At 69.2% G+C, this 22,305-nt stretch carries 23 protein-coding genes; 2 read left to right on the top strand and 21 right to left on the bottom strand.

Annotated features, from left to right (window positions below; translation table 11 throughout):
- Window positions 1-1,392, top strand: coding sequence for a DNA polymerase IV (locus tag IE660_RS05530; RefSeq protein WP_203567316.1), 1,392 nt, complete (start codon window positions 1-3; stop codon window positions 1,390-1,392).
- A 240-nt stretch (window positions 1,393-1,632) separates the two neighbouring features.
- On the opposite strand, the gene IE660_RS05525 is transcribed toward IE660_RS05530, so the two are convergent.
- The 8 genes from IE660_RS05525 to IE660_RS05490 form a co-directional block, all read right to left on the bottom strand.
- Window positions 1,633-2,253, bottom strand: a complete 621-nt coding sequence (locus IE660_RS05525) for a DsrE/DsrF/DrsH-like family protein (RefSeq protein WP_328701855.1) — start codon at window positions 2,251-2,253, stop codon at window positions 1,633-1,635.
- 13 nt (window positions 2,254-2,266) lie between these two features.
- A complete protein-coding gene (locus IE660_RS05520) occupies window positions 2,267-2,584 on the bottom strand; it encodes a TusE/DsrC/DsvC family sulfur relay protein (protein WP_203567315.1) in 318 nt (105 codons plus the stop codon).
- A 2-nt stretch (window positions 2,585-2,586) separates the two neighbouring features.
- A complete protein-coding gene (gene sqr / locus IE660_RS05515; protein ID WP_203567314.1) occupies window positions 2,587-3,825 on the bottom strand; it encodes a type III sulfide quinone reductase, selenoprotein subtype in 1,239 nt (412 codons plus the stop codon).
- Between the two features lie 64 nt (window positions 3,826-3,889).
- Complete coding sequence (locus IE660_RS05510; RefSeq protein ID WP_328701854.1) at window positions 3,890-4,345, bottom strand: acyl-CoA thioesterase; 456 nt, start codon at window positions 4,343-4,345, stop codon at window positions 3,890-3,892.
- 45 nt (window positions 4,346-4,390) lie between these two features.
- Entirely contained in the window at window positions 4,391-4,918 is a 528-nt protein-coding gene (locus IE660_RS05505; protein WP_203567313.1) for an SRPBCC domain-containing protein, read from the bottom strand.
- Window positions 4,905-6,722: a SulP family inorganic anion transporter gene (locus tag IE660_RS05500; protein ID WP_203567312.1), complete on the bottom strand. Its 1,818-nt coding sequence runs from the start codon at window positions 6,720-6,722 to the stop codon at window positions 4,905-4,907. The genes IE660_RS05505 and IE660_RS05500 overlap by 14 nt, the downstream gene beginning before the upstream one ends.
- A 62-nt stretch (window positions 6,723-6,784) precedes the next feature.
- Entirely contained in the window at window positions 6,785-7,558 is a 774-nt protein-coding gene (locus tag IE660_RS05495) for an LLM class flavin-dependent oxidoreductase (RefSeq protein ID WP_203567311.1), read from the bottom strand.
- 38 nt (window positions 7,559-7,596) lie between these two features.
- Entirely contained in the window at window positions 7,597-7,986 is a 390-nt protein-coding gene (locus tag IE660_RS05490; RefSeq protein WP_006215441.1) for a heavy metal-responsive transcriptional regulator, read from the bottom strand.
- Window positions 7,987-8,091: 105 nt separating this feature from the next.
- Between IE660_RS05490 and merA the strand changes: the two genes are divergently transcribed.
- Complete coding sequence (merA, locus tag IE660_RS05485) at window positions 8,092-9,513, top strand: mercury(II) reductase (RefSeq protein ID WP_203567310.1); 1,422 nt, start codon at window positions 8,092-8,094, stop codon at window positions 9,511-9,513.
- A 370-nt stretch (window positions 9,514-9,883) separates the two neighbouring features.
- On the opposite strand, the gene IE660_RS05480 is transcribed toward merA, so the two are convergent.
- From IE660_RS05480 to IE660_RS05425, 13 genes are all read right to left on the bottom strand, one after another.
- Window positions 9,884-10,360, bottom strand: coding sequence for a hypothetical protein (locus tag IE660_RS05480; RefSeq protein WP_006215443.1), 477 nt, complete (start codon window positions 10,358-10,360; stop codon window positions 9,884-9,886).
- Between the two features lie 10 nt (window positions 10,361-10,370).
- Window positions 10,371-11,657 carry a relaxase/mobilization nuclease domain-containing protein gene (locus IE660_RS05475; protein ID WP_006215444.1) on the bottom strand — a complete coding sequence of 429 codons (1,287 nt, stop codon included), beginning with the start codon at window positions 11,655-11,657 and terminating at the stop codon, window positions 10,371-10,373.
- On the bottom strand, window positions 11,654-12,244 hold the full coding sequence (locus IE660_RS05470; RefSeq protein WP_203567309.1) for a hypothetical protein: 591 nt from the start codon (window positions 12,242-12,244) through the stop codon (window positions 11,654-11,656). The genes IE660_RS05475 and IE660_RS05470 overlap by 4 nt, the downstream gene beginning before the upstream one ends.
- Window positions 12,241-13,044 carry an RNA helicase domain-containing protein gene (locus tag IE660_RS16660; protein WP_235997040.1) on the bottom strand — a complete coding sequence of 268 codons (804 nt, stop codon included), beginning with the start codon at window positions 13,042-13,044 and terminating at the stop codon, window positions 12,241-12,243. The genes IE660_RS05470 and IE660_RS16660 overlap by 4 nt, the downstream gene beginning before the upstream one ends.
- A 3-nt stretch (window positions 13,045-13,047) precedes the next feature.
- Window positions 13,048-13,653 (bottom strand): Rep family protein, encoded by a 606-nt coding sequence (locus tag IE660_RS16655; RefSeq protein ID WP_456237012.1) that lies wholly within the window; start codon window positions 13,651-13,653, stop codon window positions 13,048-13,050.
- A 351-nt stretch (window positions 13,654-14,004) separates the two neighbouring features.
- Window positions 14,005-14,253, bottom strand: a complete 249-nt coding sequence (locus IE660_RS05460) for a hypothetical protein (protein WP_006215448.1) — start codon at window positions 14,251-14,253, stop codon at window positions 14,005-14,007.
- A 393-nt stretch (window positions 14,254-14,646) separates the two neighbouring features.
- Window positions 14,647-16,083, bottom strand: a complete 1,437-nt coding sequence (locus IE660_RS05455; RefSeq protein WP_203567308.1) for a recombinase family protein — start codon at window positions 16,081-16,083, stop codon at window positions 14,647-14,649.
- Between the two features lie 10 nt (window positions 16,084-16,093).
- The gene (locus IE660_RS05450) at window positions 16,094-16,384 is read right to left on the bottom strand and encodes an LLM class flavin-dependent oxidoreductase (RefSeq protein WP_203567307.1); all 291 of its coding nucleotides are present in this window, start codon (window positions 16,382-16,384) and stop codon (window positions 16,094-16,096) included.
- Between the two features lie 59 nt (window positions 16,385-16,443).
- Window positions 16,444-17,496 carry a hypothetical protein gene (locus tag IE660_RS05445; protein WP_203567306.1) on the bottom strand — a complete coding sequence of 351 codons (1,053 nt, stop codon included), beginning with the start codon at window positions 17,494-17,496 and terminating at the stop codon, window positions 16,444-16,446.
- A complete protein-coding gene (locus tag IE660_RS05440) occupies window positions 17,496-19,766 on the bottom strand; it encodes a PEP-utilizing enzyme (protein ID WP_203567305.1) in 2,271 nt (756 codons plus the stop codon). The genes IE660_RS05445 and IE660_RS05440 overlap by 1 nt, the downstream gene beginning before the upstream one ends.
- A complete protein-coding gene (locus IE660_RS05435) occupies window positions 19,766-20,704 on the bottom strand; it encodes a UbiA prenyltransferase family protein (RefSeq protein ID WP_203567304.1) in 939 nt (312 codons plus the stop codon). Before IE660_RS05435 ends, IE660_RS05440 begins: the two co-directional genes overlap by 1 nt.
- Window positions 20,701-21,651, bottom strand: a complete 951-nt coding sequence (locus tag IE660_RS05430) for a phosphatidylserine decarboxylase (protein WP_203567303.1) — start codon at window positions 21,649-21,651, stop codon at window positions 20,701-20,703. The genes IE660_RS05435 and IE660_RS05430 overlap by 4 nt, the downstream gene beginning before the upstream one ends.
- A complete protein-coding gene (locus IE660_RS05425; RefSeq protein WP_203567302.1) occupies window positions 21,648-22,301 on the bottom strand; it encodes a CDP-alcohol phosphatidyltransferase family protein in 654 nt (217 codons plus the stop codon). Before IE660_RS05425 ends, IE660_RS05430 begins: the two co-directional genes overlap by 4 nt.
- Between the last annotated feature and the right edge of the window lie 4 nt (window positions 22,302-22,305).

Raw genomic sequence — 22,305 nt, 5'->3', positions numbered from 1 at the left:
GTGCGCGCGCAGGCTTCGATCCTGCACCTCGACCTGGACGCGTTCTTCGCCGCGGTCGAGCAGCGTGACAAGCCCTCGCTGAAGGGCCGTGCCGTCATCGTCGGCGGCCTGGGCGGACGAGGCGTGGTCTCGACCGCGTCGTACGAGGCCCGGGTGCACGGGGTGCGGTCGGCGATGCCGATGTCGGAGGCCCGGCGTCGGGCACCGTACGCGGCCTACCTGTCGGGACGATTCGACGCCTACCACCAGTCCAGCCGGATCGTCATGGCGCTGCTGGCAGAACTCTCGCCCAAGGTGGAGGCGCTCAGTCTGGACGAGGCGTTCGTCGACCTCGCGGCCGGGGGAGTGGACTGCTCGTCGTCCGAGGCGCTGGTCGAACTGGCCGAGACGTTGCGTGCCGAACTGACCGTGCGCACCGAGGGGTTGACCGCCTCGGTGGGCATCGGCACCTCGAAGTTCATGGCCAAGGTGGCCAGCGAACTCGCCAAGCCCGACGGCGTGCGGGTGATCGAGCCGGGGACCGAACTCGACGTGATCTCGGACATGTCGGTGCGGGCGATTCCCGGCGTGGGGCCGGCCACCCACGAGAAGTTGCAGCGGCTGGGCCTGCAGACGGTGCGTGACCTGCAGAACGCCTCGGAGGGTGAACTGCTGCGTGAGTTGGGCCAGTCCTGGGGTCACGGGCTGCGCGAGCTTGCCTTCGCCCGTGACGACCGCGAGGTGTCCAGCGACCGCGAAACCAAGTCGATCTCGGTCGAGGACACCTTCGAGCACGACCTGCGTGACCGAGCCGACCTCGAGCGGATCCTGGTCGCCGACGCCGACCTGGTCTGCGCCCGGGTGCGGCGACATGGCACCTTCGCGCGGACCGTGACGATCAAGGTGCGCCTGGGCGACTTCACCACCTGGACGCGGTCGCGCACCCTCGCTGGCGGCACCGACCAGCCCGAGCGGGTGGCCGCGGTGGCGATCTCGCTGTTGCGCCACCTCGACCTTCGCGAGGGGGTGCGGCTGCTCGGGCTGGGGCTGTCCGGGTTCACGATGGCTGCCCAGGAGGAACTGTTCGACCTGGAGGGACCCGAGTCGAAGCAGGTCGAGGGAGTCGACGAGACCACCACCGAGCGAGCCGGGCTGGAGCCGGTCGAGCACGTGGGTGGCCCGTTCGGACGACGCCGGGGCGGTGGCTGGTCACCCGGTGTCGAGGTGGAGCACGACGAGCACGGACGAGGCTGGGTCTGGGGTGCCGGCCACGGCCGGGTCACCGTGCGGTTCGAGACCCGGCACGCCCCGGGCGGACGCGTCCGCTCGTTCGCGGTGGATGACCCGGCGCTGCACCGGGCCGGCCTGCTGCCGATGACCCACGAGGTGCCCGAGGCCCGCGACGACGACTGACCTGTGCCGCCCAGCCCCAGAGCGGAGTGGGAGTCACCCACCCCTTCCCCCGCACCAAGATCGAGTTCCCGCACCAATNCGAGGTGCCCGAGGCCCGCGACGACGACTGACCTGTGCCGCCCAGCCCCAGAGCGGAGTGGGAGTCACCCACCCCTTCCCCCGCACCAAGATCGAGTTCCCGCACCAATCGTTGGTGCGGGAACTCGATCTTGGTGCGGGGGAAGCCCGAGGGCAGTGCCGCTAGATGAAAATCGTCTGGGCGTTCTCGCTGATCTCGATGAAGTCGGTGGCGCTGATCACGCCCTCCACGCCCGGGTGCATGTCGGCCTCGATCAGCTTCATCATGTCGAAGGTCATCCGGCAGGCGTACATGTGCACGCCGGCAGCCTGCATCAGGTCGAGGAAGTCAGGGACATCGGGCACGTCCAACTCGGCGATCTGCTTCTTCATCATCCAGGTGGCGAACTTGGTCATGCCCGGGATGCGTCCCATGATCTGGGGCATCGAGCGGTGCTCGAGCCCGGGCTTGATCCGGCCCAGTTCGTTCATGTGCATCGCGGTGTTGCCGACCATGGTGAACTTCAGGTTCCCGTTGGTCTTGGTGTTGACGATGTCGAGGCCCCAGAAGGTGAAGAAGACATGCACCTCGACACCCTCCGACGCGGCCGCGTTGCCCAGGATCAGCCCCGGGTAGGCCATGTCGAGGTTGCCCTTGGAGCAGATCAGGGCCAGCTTGCGGGGGCCGGTGTCGCCGGACGAACCACCGCCGGCCACCTCGGTCCGGGTCCGGCCACTGGCGGCAGCCGCAGCAGGTGCCGGGCCGAAGTTCGGCACGACGAAGCCTTCAGGAACACTACGCACGTCTCTCTCCTTGTCAGACGCAGCCGATGGGCTTGGGCAGCCCGGCGAGGTAGCTCATCTTCTTGGCGGGCTTACCGGGGAACAGTCGGTACAGCTCCTTGACGTCGAAGCCGCCGACGGTCTGCATCCGGCGAAGTGTCGGGGTCACCCCGGTGGTGGCCTGGTCGTCGCGCATGAACCGCAGCGCCTTCCAGTGCGCATCGGTCATCTCGACCCCGATCAGCTCGGCGAGGATGCCGGCCAGCTCCTCGTTCCAGTCGTCGCGCTGGGTGAAGAAGCCCTCCTCGTTGATGGCGAAGGTGTGGCCGTCGATGGTGTTGGTGGCAGGCATGGTCAGTCCTTCCCGGTTACCGGGCGCTTGCCGGTCAGCGTCAGGGTGGTGGGCACGGGCAGTGGGCGCCCGGGCAGCAGCATGTTCCAGTAGATCGGTTCGAAGGCGAGCTTGCCCAGGTGGTTGAGCCGGGTGGGCTTGAGCAGGCTCATCGGTCCGACGCCGGGCAGTGGGTAGGTGCCCGGAAGTGGTTCGACGTCGTAGCTGAAGTCGAGCAGCAGGGCTTGGCCTCGTCCGGACTCGACGAAGCAGTTGGCGTGGCCGTCGAAGCGGGCCGTGGGCTCTCGTCCTTCGGCGACTGCGGCCAGGTTCTCGAGCAGGTGCTCGACCTGGAAGTGGGCCACCGAACCAGCCTTCGAGGTCGGCACGTTGGTGGCGTCGCCGACCGCGAAGACCGAGGGGTCGACCACCGAGCGCAGGGTGTGCGGGTCGACCCGGACGAAGCCGACGTCGTCGACCAGCCCAGTGCCCTCGAGCACCCGGGCCCCGGTGTGCGGCGGGATGGTCACCAGCAGGTCGAAGGGGAGTTCTCGTCCGTCGTAGGCGACCAGACGCTGACTGGCCGGGTCGATGCGCTCCACCGCGACGTCGGTGGTCACCCTGATCGAACGGTCCACGAGCAGGTCACCCAGGGTCTGCTTGGCGACCGGGCGGGTGAACGCGCCGTCCAAGGGCGTGGCGAAGGTGATGTCGACCTTGTGGCGCAGCCGGCGCTTGCGGTAGTGGTCCTCGGCCAGCAGCGCGAACTCCAGCGGTGCGACCGGGCACTTGATCGGCATCTCGGCGATGTGGACGAGCAGCTTGCCCTCGCTGAAGGTGCGCAGGGTGCGCTGCAGGGCGATCGCCCCCTCGAGTGAGTAGAACTCGTGGGCACGCCTGCGCCAGATGCGTTCGTCGGTCAGCCCTTCGACCAGGTCGGGACGAGGGTGCGATCCGGTGGCGATCACCAGCAACTCGTAGTCGATGATGATCCCGACGCCCAGGTCGACACGCTTCTGGTCCGGGTGGATGGCAGTGATGGGGGAGTTGACGTAGTCAACCCTGGGGTTGAGTTGCGCCTTGCGTGAGCGGACGAGCCGATCTGGTCGTCCGCGGAAGGGAAGGAACAGCAGGCCGGGCTGGTAGACGTGCTGGTCGTCGGCGTCGACGACCGTCATCGACCAGGTCGGGTGGTGCTTGGCGACGGCGTTGGCGAGCATCGTGCCCGCAGTTCCGGCGCCGAGGATGACGAGGCGGGTCATGCCCACAGCATATGCCCCGGGGGGTATTTCTCGCCAGCGCCCCCGGGCAATTCGGCGAGGCAGCTCAGTGCTGGTCGCGCAGCCTGGCCGGCACCCGGTCGCGGTCGAAGGTGATCGAGTTGTGGCCGTGGGGTGTGGGGTGGCCCTCGTCGTCGAGGCAGACCATGACGATCTGGTCGATCGTGATGATCGAGCGCCCGGTGAAGACGTTGCGCACGTCGCAGCGCAGGGTGAGCGAGGAACGTCCCCAGCGGGTGGGCAGCAGCCCCAACTCGATGATGTCGCCCTCGCGGGCACTGGCGACGAAGTTGATCTCGGACATGTACTTGGTCACCACCCGCTCGGTGCCGAGTTGGATGATCGCGTAGATCGCGGCCTCCTCGTCGATCCAGCGCAGCAGGCTGCCGCCGAACAGCGTCTGGTTCGCGTTGAGGTCTTCGGGCTTGACCCACTTGCGGGAGTGGAAGCGCATGTCGTCGGCCGGCCCGATGGGCGCACTGGCGTAGGGGGTCGTGTTCACGGTCACTGACCGTACTCCGGTGGGCTGTGCGCTGTCGCGGCCCGATCAGTTCGGGTCGGCGGGTGCGACGGGACGCCAGCCGTCGTCGGGGAAGCCCTGGTCTCGGTAGTGGCCGACCAGGGCGCCGAAGGCACCGGTGTGGTCGTCCTCAGCGACCCAGAAGCCGGTGGCGGCCGACTCCAGGGCGTCCAGGCACAGGTCCCAGCCGGCGGCGTTGCGGGCCGCACCGTCGCGGTCTGAGAGGCGGTTGACCAGTTCGAGTTGGGCCAGCCCCATCGACGTCTGCGAGACCGACAGCTCCAGTTCGTCCTCGCCCCACTCGAAGGCGAACCGCTGACCCTGCTCGAAGACCAGCACCCGCCCGGACGAGCCGTCGGGTTTGTAGGGGTCGCCGCTCAGACAGATTCGTCCGCCGGCCCTGGACTCGTAGCTGACCACCGGTGCGGGGAACCACTCCTGCAGGCCCTCGGGGTCGCCGACGAACCACCACAGCCGATCGGGGTTGAGTGGCAACAGCCGGACGAACCGGACGCGCGCGGGCTCGTCAGCGAACACGGCGTCATGGCGTGGCATCGTGGTTCCTCCTGGTGGCGGTCGCACCGTTCCCGGCGCGCGAACCGTTGCCGTTGCCGTTGCGCAGCAGCGGGGTGGACGTGGGTGGGTGGCCGTGTCTGGCCTGGTACCAGGCGGCGTGGGCGGCGACCGCCGTGGGCAGGGTGGGGTAGATCCGATCCTCGCCGAGCCGGTCGACGAAGCCGGCGGCTCGCAACTGGTCGACCAGTTCGGTCTTGGCCCTGGCCAACGCCACGATGATCCCCCGGTCGGTGAGGGTCTGTCGCAGCTGGTCGAGGGTGTCGACTGCGGTCAGGTCGACCTCGGTGTTCGCCTCGGCGTTGAGCACGAACCACTCGCACGGCGGGTCCATCGCCTCGACCGAGGCCATTGCCCGTGCGAGGAAGTCCTCGGAATTGGCGAAGAAGAGCGGGGAGTCGTAGCGATAGACCATGAGCCCCGGCACCAGCGTGGCATCAGGGTAGTCGTCCACGTCGTGCATGCCGGCCAGCCCGGGTACGTGGCCCAGGACGCCGTCGTGCGGGTGCGCGATCCGGCGGATCAGGTCGAGCAGGCTCAGTGCGATCGCCAGCCCGATGCCGCTGAGCACGCCGAAGACGATGACGCAGGTCGTGGTCAGGGCGGCCAGGATCAGTTCGCTGCGCCGGAAGTGGCCGATTCGCCGGATCTCGGCGACGTCGATCAGCCGCAGCGCGGCGTAGACGACCAGCGCCCCCAGGGCAGCCGCGGGGAAGGTCGACAGGGCCGGTCCCAGCACCAGCAGGCTGGCCACGACCAGCAGCATCGCGACCAGGGAGTGCACCTGGGTGCGCGAACCGACCGCGTCGCCGATCACCGTCCTCGACCCGGACGAGCTGACCGGGAAGCCCTGCACGAAGCCGTTGGCCACGTTGACCGCCCCCAGGGCGAACAACTCCTGACCGGCGTCGATCCGCTCGCGGCGGGCCGAGGCGAAGGCTCGTCCGGTCAGCACGTTGTCAGAGGCGGCGACGACGGCGATGCCGATCGCATAGGGGACCAGGGCCCACAGGTCGACATCGCGCAGCGAGGGAACCTCGGGGGTGGGCAGGCCGCGCGGCACCTCACCGATCAGGACGATGCCGTGGCGCTCCAACCCGAAGACGGCCACCACGATGGCGGCCAGCACCATCACCACCAGCGGTCCCGGGAACCTGGGCTTGACCCAGGTCACCAGCAGCAGCAGGACCAGCACGCTGGCCGACAGCACCAGCGTCGGGACGTGCGCCTGGTCGAGCTGGGAGAACAGCGAACGCAGCTCGGCCACCGGGGAGTCGCCAGTGACGTCGGTCTTGGTGACCTTGCCCAGTTGGCTGGTGATCATCAGCACCGCGATGCCAGCCATGTAGCCGACCAGCACCGGGCGCGACAGCAGGTTTGCGAGGAACCCCAGGCGCAGCACTGCCCCGAGCAGGCAGACCAGTCCGACAGCGATGGCCATCAGAGCGGCCACGTCGGCCCAGCGCTCGGCTCCACCGGCGACGCCCACCAGGGCGCCGACGCCGGCGGCGGTCATCAGGGCGGTGGTCGACTCGGGCCCGACCGAGAGTTGGCGCGACGACCCGAGCGCGGCATAGATCAGCAGCGGCAGCAGGATCGCCCACAGCCCGGTGACGGCGGGCAGGCCCGCGATCTCGGCGTAGGCCATCACCTGGGGGACGAGGTAGGCCGCCACCGTCACCCCGGCGACCACGTCGCCGCGCAGCCACGAGCGGTCGTAGTGGGCCAGCACGTGCACCCCGGGGGCCCACCGGGCCCACCGCGGCTGGTCGGTGGCCTCCTCCATCCCCCGAAGCCTAGGGCCCGGGGCGGCAGTCAGGCGTCAGCAACGCACGAGCAGGTTCTGGCTCAGCGCCAGCCGAGCTCCTTGGCCACGGCCAGCACCTGCTCGATGACGTGGGTGTTGTAGTCCACGCCGAGCTGGTTGGGCACGGTCAGCAGCAGAGTGTCGGCCGCGGCGATCGCCTCATCGGCGGCCAGCTGCTCGACCAGTTGGTCGGGCTCGGCGGCGTAGGTCTTGCCGAAGATCGCCCGGCCACCGTCGATGATGCCGACCTGGTCGCTGCTGCGAGTCTCGAGCCCGAAGTAGTTGTGATCGAGCCGGCTGACCAGCGGGAAGATGCTGCGGCTGACCGACACGCGCGGCGTCCAGTCGTGGCCGCGCTCGTCCCACCTCGTCCGGAAGCGCTCGATCTGGTCGGCCTGGGCGACGTGGAACGGCTGGCCGGTGTCCTGGGTGAGCAGGGTCGAGCTCATCAGGTTCATCTGGTGGTCGGCCGCCCACTCGGCGGTGTCTGCCGACCCGGCACCCCACCAGATCCGCTGGCGTAGCCCCTCGGAGTGTGGTTCGAGGCGCAGCAGGCCGGGTGGATTGGGGAACATCGGACGAGGGTTGGGCTCGGCGAAGCCGCGTCCCTCGAGCAGGTCGAGGAACTCCATCGTGTGCCGTCGGGCCATGTCGGCATCGCTCTCGCCGTCGCGGGGCACGTGGCCGAAGTGGCGGTAGCCCTCGATCACCTGCTCGGGCGATCCCCGGCTCACGCCGAGCTGCAGGCGGCCTGCCGAGATCAGGTCGGCCGCCCCGGCGTCCTCGACCATGTAGTGCGGGTTCTCGTAGCGCATATCGGGGTTGTAGCGTTGGAGTCATTGGCTACCGTCGTCTACAAGTACCTACACACTTGATCGGTGCTGCACGTTTCAGGGTCCGGGTGCGCGGCGTCCTGTCTGAGGTCCGCGATAGTGTCGCGCAGCACGGAGAGCTGCGCGATCTGCTGCTCGATCTCAGCGAGGCGCACGTCAAGCAGGTCGCGCACGTGCTCGCAGGGCGCATGGCCGCCGTCGCGGATGTCGAGGATCTGGCGGATCTGGGCGAGGGTGAGGCCCGCGGCCTGGCCGCGGTGGACGAAGTCGATCCGGGCGACCGTCTCGGGTGCGTAGTCGCGATAGCCGGACTGCGTGCGCTCGGCCGGCGGAAGCAGCCCCTGCCCCTCGTAGAAGCGGAGCGTCTTCGCCGTGGTGCCCGCGCGTTCGGCGAGTTCTCCGATGCGCATCGCGGCCTCCGATCGTTCGGCAGGAGCAGGCTTGACCTTCCCCTGCACTGGAAGGTCCAGTATGGCTGAGACAGAGCAGAAAGCCAAGGACTGACAGGAGCAGCGATGCCTACCAAGTACGACCTCGCCATCATCGGATCCGGAGGCGGAGCATTCGCCGCCGCCATCCGTGCGACCACGCTCGGCAAGTCGGTGGTGATGATCGAGCGCGGGACGCTCGGCGGCACCTGCGTGAACACCGGCTGCGTGCCGTCGAAGGCCCTCATCGCCGCTGCCGACACCCTTCACGTCGCCGCCGACGCTTCAGGCCGGTTCCCGGGGATCGCGGCGACGGCTGAGACAGTGGACATGCCTGCGCTGATCGCCGGGAAGCAGGCGCTGGTCGAGTCGCTGCGCGGCGAGAAGTACGCCGACGTCGCCGACTCCTACGGCTGGCAGGTCCGCCGCGGCGATGCATCGTTCGCCAGCGGCCCAGACGCCCCGGTACTGGAGATCATCGCCGGCGACGGGACGGTCGAGACCATCGAGGCCGACCACTTCCTGGTCGCGACTGGTTCTCGCCCGTGGGCTCCGCCGATCGACGGCCTGGAGGAGACCGGGTACCTGACCTCGACCACGGCAATGGAACTCGCTGAGGTTCCTGAGTCGTTGCTGGTGCTCGGCGGCGGCTACGTCGCCCTGGAGCAGGCGCAGCTGTTCGCTCGCCTCGGCTCGCAGGTCACGCTGCTGGTGCGGTCCCGGCTCGCCTCGAAGGAGGAGCCGGAGGTGTCCAAGGCGCTTCAGGAGGCGTTCGCCGACGAAGGCATCCGCGTCGTCCGCCGCGTGGTGCCCACCCGGGTCTCCCGCGGCACGGGAGGCGAGGCCGTCGTGACCGCCGACGTGTCCGGCGACTCGCAGGAGTTCCGCGCCGAGCAGGTGCTCGTCGCCCTCGGACGCCGTCCCGTCACCGATGGCCTGAACCTCGATGCGGTCGGGGTGAAGACCGGGGACTCCGGCGAGGTGGTCGTCTCCGACCGGCTGCGGTCCTCGAACCCGCGGATCTGGGCCGCGGGCGACGTGACCGGGCACCCCGAGTTCGTCTACGTCGCCGCCCACCACGGCACCCTCGTCGCCGAGAACGCGTTCGCCGACGCCGATCGTGCCGTCGACTATTCCCGCCTGCCGCGGGTGACGTTCACCGGGCCCGCGATCGGAGCGGTCGGGATGACCGAGAAGGAAGTGCTTGCTGCGGGGATCCGCTGCGATTGCCGCGTCCTGCCGCTGCACCACGTGCCCCGCGCGCTGGTCAACCGCGACACCCGCGGGTTCATCAAGATCGTCGTGAACGCCGACACGAACGAGATCCTCGGCCTGACCGCCGTCGCCAAGGACGCCGGAGAGCTCGCCGCCGCCGGTGTCCACGTGCTCGGCAAGACCGTCGCCGAGATCGCCGACGCCTGGGCTCCCTACCTGACGATGGCCGAGGGCATCCGGATCGCCGCGAAGGCCTTCACCACCGACCCGTCGCTGCTGTCGTGCTGCGCATGACCGGCAGCGCAGGCAATCGGGGAGATCTCATCCTGAAGAGGTGCAGACGACGAGCGCCGATCAGGACCGCGACGAACGGCGCGCCGGTCCCGTCGTCGCTGCAGGGACCGGACTGCTCTTGCTGGCATGCTGCGCGCTTCCGTTGCTGCTCTGTTGCGGCCTGCCGCTCATCGCGGCGGGCGGAGCACTCGCGGGCGTCGGTGGGCTCCTCGGTAACCCCTGGATCATCGGTGCCGGGATCGCCGTCGTGATGGCCGTCACGGCGGGGATGCTCGTCAGGTTAGGGCGGCGGCACCGAGGCCGCAGGACCGGCTGCTGCGAAAATCCTTCGACCGCTGATCGGAACCGGTAGCTCGAGCGGATCCAGCCATCATCGCCACCTCGGCCACTTCGGCACCCCGCGACCCTTCCACGTCTCCACGAGACCGGCGGCCGAGCGGACGGACGCGAAGAGCCCGTAGCCGGCCCCGGCGAGACCCACGGAGACCACGAGCCAGCGCCCGATGCCGAGCCAGATGCGCCCGTCCACGTCGAGCGCCCACTGAGCGCCCGTGATGAGACCGGCGATGCCCATCCAGAGCCCGGCGACGACCACGACCACCGGCAGCAGGGCGAGGCACATCGCAGCGGCGGCCGACCAGAGCTGACGCGCTTCGAGCTTCGCCGTCGCCGCCATCATCCGCTCGGCGCGCTCGTTCGAGGCGTCGAGGTTCGCGGTCATCGTGGCCGAGGCCTCCCCGGCGACCTGCTCGACGGCCTTCTCGACCCGCTCCTCAGTACGCTTCTCGATCCGCTGCACCGCGCCGCCGACCTGGCTCACAAGCTTCTGGTTCGTTGTGGCCTGCACCTTCAGACCCTCAATCGCCGAGGCCGTAGCCGCGCGATTCTTCTGCGCCTCCGCGACCAAGGTTCGCGACGCGGCGTTCAAGCTCTCGCCGTTGAGACTCTGCGCGAACTCGCCGAGCGTGCTCGCGATCTCGTTCTGCCTGCTCTCGATACTCGCGATCCTCGCGGACACGTCGCTGGAGGGCGAGGAGGTCGACGCCGGGGTCGTGATCCGCTCCAGCCGCCTCGTCGTCTCCTCGTCCATGACCTTCACGAACCCCGCGAGCTTCTTCTGCTGCTCGGTCAGCGTGGCAATCCTCGTATTCTGCGCCTCGACGGCGGCGAGGATCGAGGTCAACAGCTCCATCGTCTCCGGACTGCCGAGCGGCTGCGGCGACTGCACGGGCCCGTTCTGCTGCTTCAGCCTGTCGAGCGCTGCGCTCATGTTCCTGCTCCTTCTGCTGCTGGTGGTAGTCGAAGAACGCCTGCGCGCCCTCCGGGGTGAAGTCCGCCGAGAGCGCGCTCGCGCGTTTGCGGCGATCGGCGCGGCCGGACTCGCCGCGGCGGTCCTCGATGTAGAGCGTCCAGGTCTCCTGCCCGGCGCGCTTGCCCTTCTTGCTGACGGGGCTGTGCAGCCGCATCCTCGGCACACGTTCCCCGGCGTCGTCGAGCTGCTGGTTCTGCTCCTCGATCACCGCTTCGAGACCGGCCTTGTCCACCACGCGGGGGTCGGCCAGTGCGGCGCTCATCCGGTCACCCATCTCGCGGTCGAGCCCGCCCTCCGCGAAGTCCTCGCGGCGCAGCTCCCAGTCCTTCGGCGCGTGCTCCAGCCGCTTCACGACCGAGAGCCCGTGCTCTCGCATCAGCTCGTCGTTCGCCGACTGCACGCCCCGCTGGTTCCCGGCCTTGCGATCGTGGAACGTCCGGTAGTCCGAGAGCGCCTTTCCGGTCCGGTTGCTGTGATTGATGACCAAGATGTGGTTATGCGGCTTTCTGCCCCGGCCATCCACGTGACTGACCACGAGGCAGTCCGAGTCGGGGTGCATCCTCTTCGCGAGCTGATAGCCGAGATCGTTCACCCGCTGCACGTGCTCCGGGTTCTTCGGGTCAAACTCCTCGTCGCTGAAAGACTGCCGGTAATGCAGCGCCTCGACCTCGCGCGTGGTGTTCTGCGTGAGCGCCCGTGCGCGCGCCGAGAATGCGCCAGGGCCTCCCGGCACTTCGCACGTGATCGCGACGCCCCGCTCGTCCTCCTTCCCGCGGATATAGCGCTCGGTGTCGGCGGCGCTGGTGCTCGGGCTGTAGTGGGTGGTGCTCATGCGGCCGTCCGATCCCCGAGCAAGGCGCGGACCTCGCGCAGCAGCTCGATCAGCTCGAGCACCTCCGACGACAGCGCCACCGCCTCACCGGCGCGCGCGCGGCGATCCAAGTCGTTGACGTTGATCGCCAGCGGGCGCACCTGGGCAGCCAGCTCACGAGCGTCCGCCGACGCCTGCACACGCGCCTCGACCCCGAGCAGGTGCGCCGCCACGGCGGCGTCCAACTCCTCCGAGCGGGAGGCGTGGAGGGCATCGCGTACGACGGTCCGTACCCACGTGCTCGGAGCCAGCCCGAGCCGCTTCGCACGAGTGCGAAGCGCCGCGAGCGTCTCCTCCCCGAAGTCGGTATCGAGCTTCGCGCGGCCCCCACGACGACGCTTCGCGCCGCCGTGACTCTGACGCACAGCCTCCGCATCAGCCCGACCGGTGTTCACCTGGGAGTCGGTCTGCTGCTCCACCTGTACGCCAGAGTGGCAAGCAGTAGGCCTGTCGGACACATCGCTGACGCTCGTGTCCTCCAGCCCTGCTTGCGAGGGGCCTCCGGCCCCCTCGACCCCCTGGAAGAGCGAATGCTGATCGGTGCTCATGCGGCACCTTCGATCAGCGCCAGCGGCACGTCCGGACTTCGCACCGCGAGCCCGCTGAGCAGCTCCGCGACCGCACCGTCCGCGTCGTGTTCCGCCGAGGTCTCCGGACCGTACGTCAGTTCCCGCGACCCGGCGTTCTGGTGGTACGCGTTGCCGTACATGCCGGGCGTGTGCGCGGCGGTCGGGATGCTGCACTGGTGCCACTCGTAGGGCTCGATCTTCCCGATGTGCTGCACGAGGTAGCGGTTGATGTCGTCGGCGCGGTAGACCTTCACGACCGACGCCAGGCGGCGGATGAACTGGTCCAGCGCCTCGTCCACGTTGCCCTTCTGGCGGGCGTAGTAGAAGAACTCGACCGGCTCGATCGTCGCCGTAATCACGATGAGGCGCGGAGCCACCTCGCCCTTGTTCTCGTACCGAGCCTTCGCAGGCGAGGCGTTATACGGATCGAGCAGCAGCAGCCAATCGTTCGCGTCCATCGCCGAGGCCCGCAGATCGTCCAGCAGCAGCACCTCCTCGCCCCGCCAGTCATCCAATGGGTTCCCCGTCGCGGCACGGTAGACCTGCCACCGCTCGCCATGTGCATTGGCCGCGCTAATCGCCTCGGTGATGAAATCCGTTGCGAACCGAGTCTTGCCGATCCCGGCATCCCCGTGGACGAACACCACGTGCGTCGAGAAGGCACCGGCGCGCAGCTTCGCGGCCGCCCGGTACGCGCGGCGCTGGCCGTAGGCCGACAGCGCGTCGTCGATCTCCCGCTGATGCCGCGAGTAGATGTCGAACAGTTCGTCCGTGAGCATGATCTAATCCCGCGTGATTTCGCCCTGCAGCACCCGCTCCCGCATGTCCTCGAAGTTCTCCGCGACGACCTTCTTCTTCACGTGGGCGCGCCCCTTGAGCCAGGTCTCCCGGCGCTGGGCGTCGATCCCGAGGTAGTCCGGCCCGCGCACCGTGGCGACCTCCGACGGCGCGTACTGATGCTTGTCCGCATACTTCACGTGAGTCAGGTACGACAGCATGTTGTCGAAGGCGTACCGACCGCGGCCCGGCTTCTCGACGTACTGGGGCTCGACGCCGATGCCGAACGCGAGCCGAGCCAGCGGCGCGCTCTTCGCACGGCTGGCGAACTTGATGACCGCGTGCAGGTGATCGGGCTTCGGCTCGACCACCAGAGCCTTCTCCGTGTCGCTCCAGACCTCGCGCTCATCCTTGTCGTGCACGATTCCGTAGGCCTCGATGACCTCGCAGCCGATGGCCTCGAGCCGCTGCGCGACGTAGGCGAGGATCGCCCCGGCTCCCTGCTCGAGCAGCGCGGCCCCGTTCGGGTCCTCGGCAGCCCAGGTCCAGTACGACGGATCGAGGTACTGCGTGAGCCCGATGCTCGTCGGGTTGTTCTCCTGCTTAGCCACGGCGACCACCCCCGTCGCAGGCGGCGTGGAGGGCCGCAGAGGGGGTGCGGCGCCTAAATGACCCCGTATTGACCCCCAAATGAGACCTCAAATGAACCCGCGAGGCGACGCGACGCAGCGAAGACGGAATCGGCTTCTGACCAGGCGCGTTGTTGCAAGGCGCGGCAATCGACAAGCCCTTGCCGCGCCCGTAGGAACGAATGAGGCCCCCGAAACTCTTGGAGTGCGAAGCACGGCTGCGGACCGTCATCACGGCGATGGGCAGCCCGCCTTCGGCGGGTGCCAGGCCAGGCCCTCCGGGCGGGGTCAGGTCGGCGGGTGCGGTGCTGAGGTTGCGTGCGTCGGCGTGCATCAGCGACCACCGCCCCGGCCGTAGCGCTTGATGACAGCCTGATGCGTGACGCCGAGGGCGTCGCCGATCCTGGCCCAGGTCACCCCGTCGGCGCGGGCGTCGGCGACGGCGATCTCGACGGCCTCCTCCAGCACGGAGCGGAGCACGCCGAGGTCGTAGAGCTGGGCCTCGCCATCGGCGAGGGACGGGTCGCCCTGTCGCCAGCGGAAGCTGGTCAGGTGATCGAAGGCGGCGGAGTTCGCGCTCATCAGCGACCACCGCCCATCACGGCGGCGACGGCGGCGCGCTGTCGCGGCGTCAGCGGAGTGAGTGCCAAGCGCTCACCGGCTCGGCGACCGGCGGCGCGGGCGGCGGCGATGACGGGATCGAGCCCATCAGCATGCGGAACGGGAGACGAGTCCTGATCGAGAGCAGGGCAGTCAAGCGCGGATGCGCGGGGAACGTCGATAACGACAGACATCGGAAGTCCTCAGATATGAGTATCTTCCGGTTCCCCGCCACGGTAGTTGGGCTGTTTGACCGGCTACTCATCCGGGAGCAGAACCCCGCGCTTCTAAGTCGCGGCCCCGGTGGGATCTTCTTGTCTGCAACCACTCTCCCACGAGTCGACTCACCATTGCAATGACGAGTTGACTCATGAGTCAGTCGCGACGCGGCTCTATGCGAATGAGGTCGGGGTCGAACTTCACGTGACCGGGCGCGATGGGCTCGATGGTCACAGTCACCAGCTCGTCCACGAGCATCCGGCGGCGGTCTATGTCCAACGCCTTCCACTTCGACTCGACAACCTCGCGACGCTCCGCGGTGCCGACCGCCTCCTCCACGTCTGCCAGCAGCTTCGCCGCCACGGATACCGAGCGGTCGAGCAGCTCCGCGTCGATCTCGTCGATGCGGACCTTCACGTCGTTGATCGCCGCGGTGATCTCCAGGACCGGCTGATGGATGTCGCGCAGCAGCGGGCTCAGCTCCTTTACGCGCTCGACCAGGGCGTTCCGCTCGGTCAGCAGCTCCTCGCGGTCCGGCCCGTCGTCCTCCTGCGGCATCACGAGGTCGTGCACGTCCACCGACGACAGGCGGGTGAGCACTGCCTCGGTGACCATCGCATCGACGGGCTCGCGTTGGCGGGTGAGGTGGAACTGCTCGCCGCAGCGATACGTCGGCTGCTTGCGGCTGTTCGTCCCCGAGACGAGCGTCGCACCGCACTTCCCGCACAGCCCGATCGTCGACAGGAGGTATTTCGGCTGGTTGCCCTGCCTGGCCGACCTCCGCACGTTGTCCTCCAGCTTCGCCACCGCGGTCCGCCACGTCTGCTCGCTGACGATGGGCGGGAACGCCTCGCCCTGCACCGGGTACAGCTCGCCGGATGCGTAGTGCTTGATGTAGCCACAGTACAGCGGGTTCGCGAGCAGGTAGCGCACGGCATCGACGGAGAATTCCGAGCCGCGGGCGGTGAGGTGACCAGCGCTGTTCAGGTCCTCGCGGATGCGCCGGATCGACAGCGACGGCTCGCCGAGGAACGCGTCGAAGGCCCGCCGAACCGCGTCGGCCTCTTCCTCGATCAGCTCACCCTCCCTCGACCATCCGAACGCCTTCCAGGCGGACGTGGGGATGCCCTCGGCACGTCGGCGCTCGTTCGACCTGATCTGTCGCTCGGCCTTGCGACGCGCCTCGAACCGGGCGAGAGCGGCGAGCATCGTCGCCCGGAACTCGCCGTCCGCCGTCGAGAGATCGATCTCGCCGTCCACGGTGACGACGCGCAGACCGAGGTCGATCAGCGTGTTCAGGTCCTTCGTGCTGCGCAGGAGCCGGTCCATGTCCACGGCGACCACCATCGAGAACCGGCCCGCGCGGGCGTCGTCCAGCATCTCGGCCCACCGGGTGCCAGCGCGGCGCTTCTTCGTCGCCGACACCGCGTTGTCCTCGTAGACCTCGACGACGTTCCAGTCCTTGGCCTCGGCCAGCGCCCTGATCTTCCTCAGCTGCGTATCGACCGTCCAGCGGTCGCCCTTGCGGTCCATGGAGGCGCCGACGTACGCGGCCACCTCGTTCGTCTTCCTCAGCGCTACCAGTTCGACCATGCAACCAAGCTTACGTGAACGGGCGTTGCAACCACGATATGCGGTAGCGCATGTCGATGACCCCGGTGCCGATGTCGATCCGCGAGGTACGGGCCCCGACCGCGGACAGCAGCGGGAACGGCGAACCGAGCTGTCGGGCGAAGTGGTGCACGCGGAAGTAGGCGCCGTCAGCGCCCAGCTCCTCGGCGGCCACGGCCAGGTCGATCGACTGGTGCAGCACGTCGGCGGCGCTGCGGGTGGCCGACGACGCGTGCGGCGTCCAGCGGCCGAAGGACAGGAATCCGATGGACTTGCGGGTCATGCCTGGTTCAACATTCAACAACCGCGGTTCATGCCTGCGCGTGGCACTCCCCAAAAGGCTCAGAGTTCGCGGCGCAGCAACAGGTACTCATTGCGTGAGGTGATGTAGCGGCGAGCGTAGCCCTCCGAGGGAGCCCCGACGCGCACCAGCGACCCGACCACCGACGCGTGGCGGGCCGCCATCTCGGTGAACAACTCCTGCATCAGCGCGGTGCCCAGGCCGGGGTGGCGGGCACCGAGGTAGGCCACCACGTAGCGGTCGGTGCGGCGTCGCCCCCGCAGCAGTCGCCACAGCCGTGCCGAGTTCGAGCCGTGCTGAAGCCCCAGGCCGTGGTCGGGCAGCACCACCATGAAGCCCTCCGGTTCGCCCTCTCGGTGCACCACGCGGACGAGTCTGGGGTCGATCACCGTCCGCAGCCTCCCGTAGTGGGCCTGGAACGCCTCCCACGGCAGTGGACTGAACACCGGCATGTCGGCGTACAGCTCGTGCAGCAGGGTGTGCACCTGTTGCAGGTGCTCGTCGAAGGACTTGCGGGTGGGGTGGTCGAAGGTGAAACCCTGCTCGCCGAAACGGGCCCGCCGCGCCGCGAACTGTCGCAGGTCCATGTCGGCGCGGGTGGGGTGGTAGAACGACGAGCGGTAACGCACCCACTGCTCGAACCCGGCCGCGTGCCACAGCGCCTCGTGGTGCGGGGGGTTGAGCGGTTCGGTGAAGTACGGACGAGAGCCGAACCCGCTCGCCTTCAGCCGGTAGCGGTACCAGAACGAGGCGTCGACCGGCCCGATCAGGGCGCGGCGACCGTGCTGGGCGGCGACCGCGGCGGCAGCGTCGAACAGCGTGCGCGCCGTGCTGCCCGAGCCTGGGGCCTGCAGGAAGCCGATGTGTGCCTCGTCGGAGTCGTCGGGCAGGGTCACCCCGATCCTGCCCACCGTCGAGACGCCGGCCCTGGCCAGCAGCCCGACCACCTGTCGTCCGCGGTTGAGCGGGTGGGTGCCCAGCAACAACTCACGCTCAACATCGAGATCCTGGTCCCAGGTGCCGGGCGGGTTCATCTGTGCGACCACGCCGACGAACTCGTCCACCTGGCCCGGCCCCACGCGCACGATCGCCATCAGCGCGTCCCCTCGTCCACGTCGAGCCGGCGCACCGTGCCGCGCCGGCCGTCGACCTCGACCCGCTCACCCGACGTGAACGAGTTCGTCGCTCCAGCCAGCCCGACCACCACCGGCACGCCGAGTTCGCGGGCCACGATCGCGGTGTGCGACAACGGCGAGCCCTGCTCGGCGACCAGGGCGGCGCAGCGCGCGAGCAGGAACACCCAGCCCGGGTCGGTGGTGGCACAGACCACCACGGCGCCGGCGAGGTCACCGGCGCGGCTGGCGTCCTCGACGACCACCACTGGCCCGGCGGCGGTGCCGGGGGAGACGCCCTGCCCGCGAAGGAGGCCGGTTCGCTCCCCACCAGCGGCGTCACCGCCAGAGACAGTGCCGACGACCGGTGGGTGCAGGTCGAACGGCTCCCCAGCGAAGGTGAGGCGTCCGATCGGGGGCAGCTGGGCGAACGAGGCGTGGTCGTCCTGACGCGATGTGATCACCGAGCGCAGGCCGGCGCGCGGGGCGAACACCTCGTCCATGGTCAGCCAGAACACCTGCGAGGGCTCGTCCAGCAGCCCATCGCGCACCATCAGCTCACCGGCCCGCAGGGCGATCCGGCGCACCAAACCATGCACCCGGGCCCGGTCGAGCCGTGACGACTCGCGCAGCGCGATCGCCTCGAGCCCCGCTCGGGCCAGTCGAGGCCGCACCGGCCCGCGCAGCAGCCGGGCCTCGTGGTGCGATCGGGCAGGCAACGACAAGGGTGTGCGCAGGGATTGGACGACCAGCAGCGGATCGGTGCGCAGCGTGGGTGACTCGAGCTTGAGTTCGGCCAGCCACCGGTCGCCGTAGCGCTGCACGTGCTCGCGCACCTCGGCGGCGAACGGGTTGGGGCCCGCGAGCCACTCCCGGGCCTGTTCGGCGGTGGTCACGTCGGCCAGTTCCGGCGCACGCTGGGGCGCCTGCTCGGCGAGGTGGGCCATCGCCGCCACCGGTCGCAGGCTCTCGATCGAGGCCACGCCGCTGAACAGCTCCCACAGCCGCTCGCGGCGCCGGCGCGGCGCCAGTGTCGCCCCGAGCAGCGCGGGCAGCACGAAGGCACGCACGTCGTTGAGCAGGGTGACGTCCCAGTGGGCGACCAGGTCGGTGAGGATCTGCTGGTAGGTCTCGGCCAACTCGTCCAAGCTGGTGGCCGACTCAATGCGTGGCGCAGCCCAGTCCTGAACTCGCTGCACCTTCGGTGCCAGGGCGCGCACCTGCTCAGGTGTGGTGCGCAACTCCTGCAGCAGCGACCATGCCACCCGCAGCCGGGTGCGCCGCGAGACCTCGACCAACGGCCCGGAGGAGCCTCCCTGAGCCACCCCCAGTGAGGCCCGCCAGGCCCTGGTGTACTGCTTCGAGAACGGCACCAGCGACATCACCGCGTACCAGCTCTCGAGTCGGTAGAACAGCCGCCCCGACTGGGCCTGCACCAAGCGCGACAGCACCGGCTGGAAGGCCTCGACCACGGCCTCGTCCCCACTCAGCCGGCGGGCCAGGCTGGTGAACACCTCGCGATAGCTGATCGGCACGAAGCTGAGCGTCAGCGGCAGGCAGGTGCCCGGGTAGTTCTCGACGATGTTGGCGTTGTCGAGGGTGACCGGATCGTCGTCGGGCAACCCGGTGATCGGACGCGCCTGCAGCACCCAGAGCCCCTCGCTGCTGCTCCAGGCCCACTCGACGTCGACCGGGCGCCCGCGCTGCGACTCGACCCTGGCCGCCATCGCGACCAGGTCGTCGACCAGACCGGGCGGCAAGTCCGGCGCCCCGGCCTCGGCGGTCGTCCAGCGTCGTCCGTCGACCCGCGAGACCGTCACCGTGCAGCTGGGACGATCGGCCGCGACCACCGAACCGGCCCCGGCACCGGCCGAGACCACCGCCAGGTCGAGCACCCCCGCCGGTTCGGCGCTGAACACCACCCCGGACACATCTGCGGACACCATCTGCTGCACCACCACCGGGATCGCGTGGTCGGCGCCACCGCTGGCCCGCACCCGGGCAACCGCCTCGGGCACGTCGCTGAGGGCGACGTCGAGCAGGCTCAGGTGGTGCCCGGCCAGCGACTGGTCGTCCTCGTCCTCGTCGAGCGCGGACGAACGCACGGCCACCCTGGTGTCCTCGGCGAACACCGCCAGCAGGCCGGGCAGCTGCTCCAGGGAAAGGTCGGCAGGCACCACGACGAACGGCGGAACCCGCTCACCGGCATCGTCCAGCAGCCGAAGCCCCTCAGCCTTGCCACCGCCGACCATCAGAAGTACCCCACGAACAGGTAGGTCGCCACCGCCAGCACCATCAGGCCCTCGACGCCATAGGTGTAGCGGTCGACCTTCGGCCCGATGACGAACGCCTCGGGGTCACGCAACCAGTGCAGGATCGTCCACGTGATCCAGGCCAGGTTGGCCAGCAGCGGCACCATCGCCACCCGTGAGACCGCATACACCAGCGACAGGTTGGTGGCCACGTCGACCCAGATCACCGCGAGCACGAACAGGATCGCTTTGCGGTGGCCCCAGATCCGGGAGTAGGTGACGTAGTCGTCCTCGCGGCCGGGGCTGCGGATCTTGCGCGCCACCTCCCAGATCAGGCTGGGGAAGTACATCGTCCACGCCAGCAGGAAGGTCACCCAGGTGAACGGCTCGAGGTCGTACTTGATCACCCCGAACGAGATCACGTAGAGGTTCATCACCATCATGATCGGGTTGTGGGTGACCAGTGCCAGGAACAGGTTGGGCTGGATCTTGGCTTTCGCGAAGAACCACAGCGAGAACGCCACCCCGTAGGCGAACAGCACCACGAAGAAGAGCAGGTTGTTCATCACCGCGACGTTGAGCACCGCGGTCGGCACGACCACCGCCGCCATCAGGATGCGCAGGTCGCGCACCGTGACCCGCCCGGACGCCAGCGGCCGGTGCGGGAAGATCCGCCGGTCGTGGTCGAGGTCCTTGAAGTCGTCGGCGATCCGCAGGGTGAGCAGGAACGCGAACACGGTCCAGGCGCCGACCACCTCCTGCCAGCCCATCCGGAAGTCTGTGACGCCGTAGTTGAGCAGCAGCACGAAGTAGATCTCGAACCACAGGATCGCGGCCAGCACGAGCCTGGGCAGCACCGGGTACATCTCGGCCAGGTAGTCGCGGATCCGGCCCGCCCACGTCGGACGAGCCGTCGCCGGGGCGACGGTCTGGCTCACAGCGCCCGCCCGATCGGCTCCCGGGCCCGGACGATGGTCTCGATGCCCTGGCTGGAGGCCTCGACAAGGTCGGCGTCGACCTCGACGCGTCCGGGTTCGGAGAGCACCACCAGGGTGGACCCGCCCAGCTCGAACACGCCGGCCTCGTCCCCGCGCTCGAAGCGTGGCCGGGCGTGCAGCACGATCCGGCCGACCAGCAGGGCACCCACCGCCACCAGGCAGAGGTCGCCGAAGTACCTGGTGCGCAGCAGCCGCCAGCGCCGCGAGTTGGTGACCAGGAAGCGGGCGTCGCCGGCGGGTCCGACGGTGTGCAGGCGTCGACGGGTGCTGCTGCCGGTGAGCAGCCGCCCGCTGGCGGGGAACTGGAAGCGGTGGGCATCGTCCACGCTGAGCCGGACGACCACCGCCGTCCCACCCCGGTAGCGCTCGGCCGCGACTCGGTCGCCGAGCAGGGCGTCCACGGTGTAGTCGATCCCCTTCAGTCGCAGCCGGTCGTCGTCCAGACCGACGACGAGCAGCTTGCCGTCGGCCGGGCTGAGCAGCAGCCGCGGGTCGTCCGGCAGCGGTCTGGCGCCCGGGGCGAAGTCGCGGACGAAGAACTCGGCGAAACTTCGCCAACCTCCTTCAGGCTGGACGAAGTCGGCCAGGTCGATGCCGTGGTCACGCACGAAACCGGCGATGGCTCGGGCCGACCCCGGACGACGCCTGGTCAAGGCGGCGAGTTCACTCATCCAACTCTGGGTGACCATCGGTTGCAGGGCCCGGCCGAACCGGGAGCGGTAGAGCAGACGAAGCCCACGCTCACCGAACAGTGGCTGTTCGACGAGTTCACCGGTGCGACGGTCGCGGACCCGCGAGGGGCCGCCCTGATTCGACGAGGTGCTCAGGGTCGATGCGGTGCTCGGGGTCGATGCGGTGCTCGTGGTCGACGTGGTGCTGGGCGTCACAGGCGCACCGTGGCCAGCCCGACCAGGACGACCACCGCCAGTACGGCGAAGACCACGTGGGCGATGCCCCGTGGCTTGGGGATCCTGAGCGGGGCGACGTACAGCACCGCCAGTGCCGCCATCGCCCACAGCCACCAGGTGCCCAGCGGTGCGAGCGCCGGTGTGGTCAGCGTGCGCGGTTGGTCGAGGTCGACCCCGAACCACAGCCACGCAGTGGCCAGCACCGGCAGCACCAGGGCGGCGTAGGTGACCGGCAGCCCGGTGTAGTGCGTCACGCGGGTGTCGGGTTCGGCGTCGGCGGTGAACGAGGCCAGACGGGCAACACCGGCAATCACGTACAGCGGGGTGACCAGGAGCAACAGCAGCGTCGGGGCTCCCAGGTCGGTCCGGTGGGCCCAGATGATCACCGCCGGCAGCACCAGGAACGAGACCACGTCGACCAGGCTGTCGAGGTGCACGCCGAACCGCTGCTGCTCGGCGCTGCGCCGCATCCGGCGCGCGACCGGCCCATCGGCCAGGTCACACAGGCCAGCCACGACCAAGCAGATCAGCGCGGTCCTGAGGTCGGCCACCATGCCGGCGAGCGCGGCGAGCAGCCCGAGCAGGGTCAGCGCTGATGACGGGTGGAGCAGGTTCGAGAGCACGCGCACCTGT

Source organism: Aestuariimicrobium ganziense (assembly GCF_015352975.1).
Classification (GTDB): domain Bacteria; phylum Actinomycetota; class Actinomycetes; order Propionibacteriales; family Propionibacteriaceae; genus Aestuariimicrobium; species Aestuariimicrobium ganziense.
This window is presented reverse-complemented; position numbering and strand designations above follow the sequence as displayed.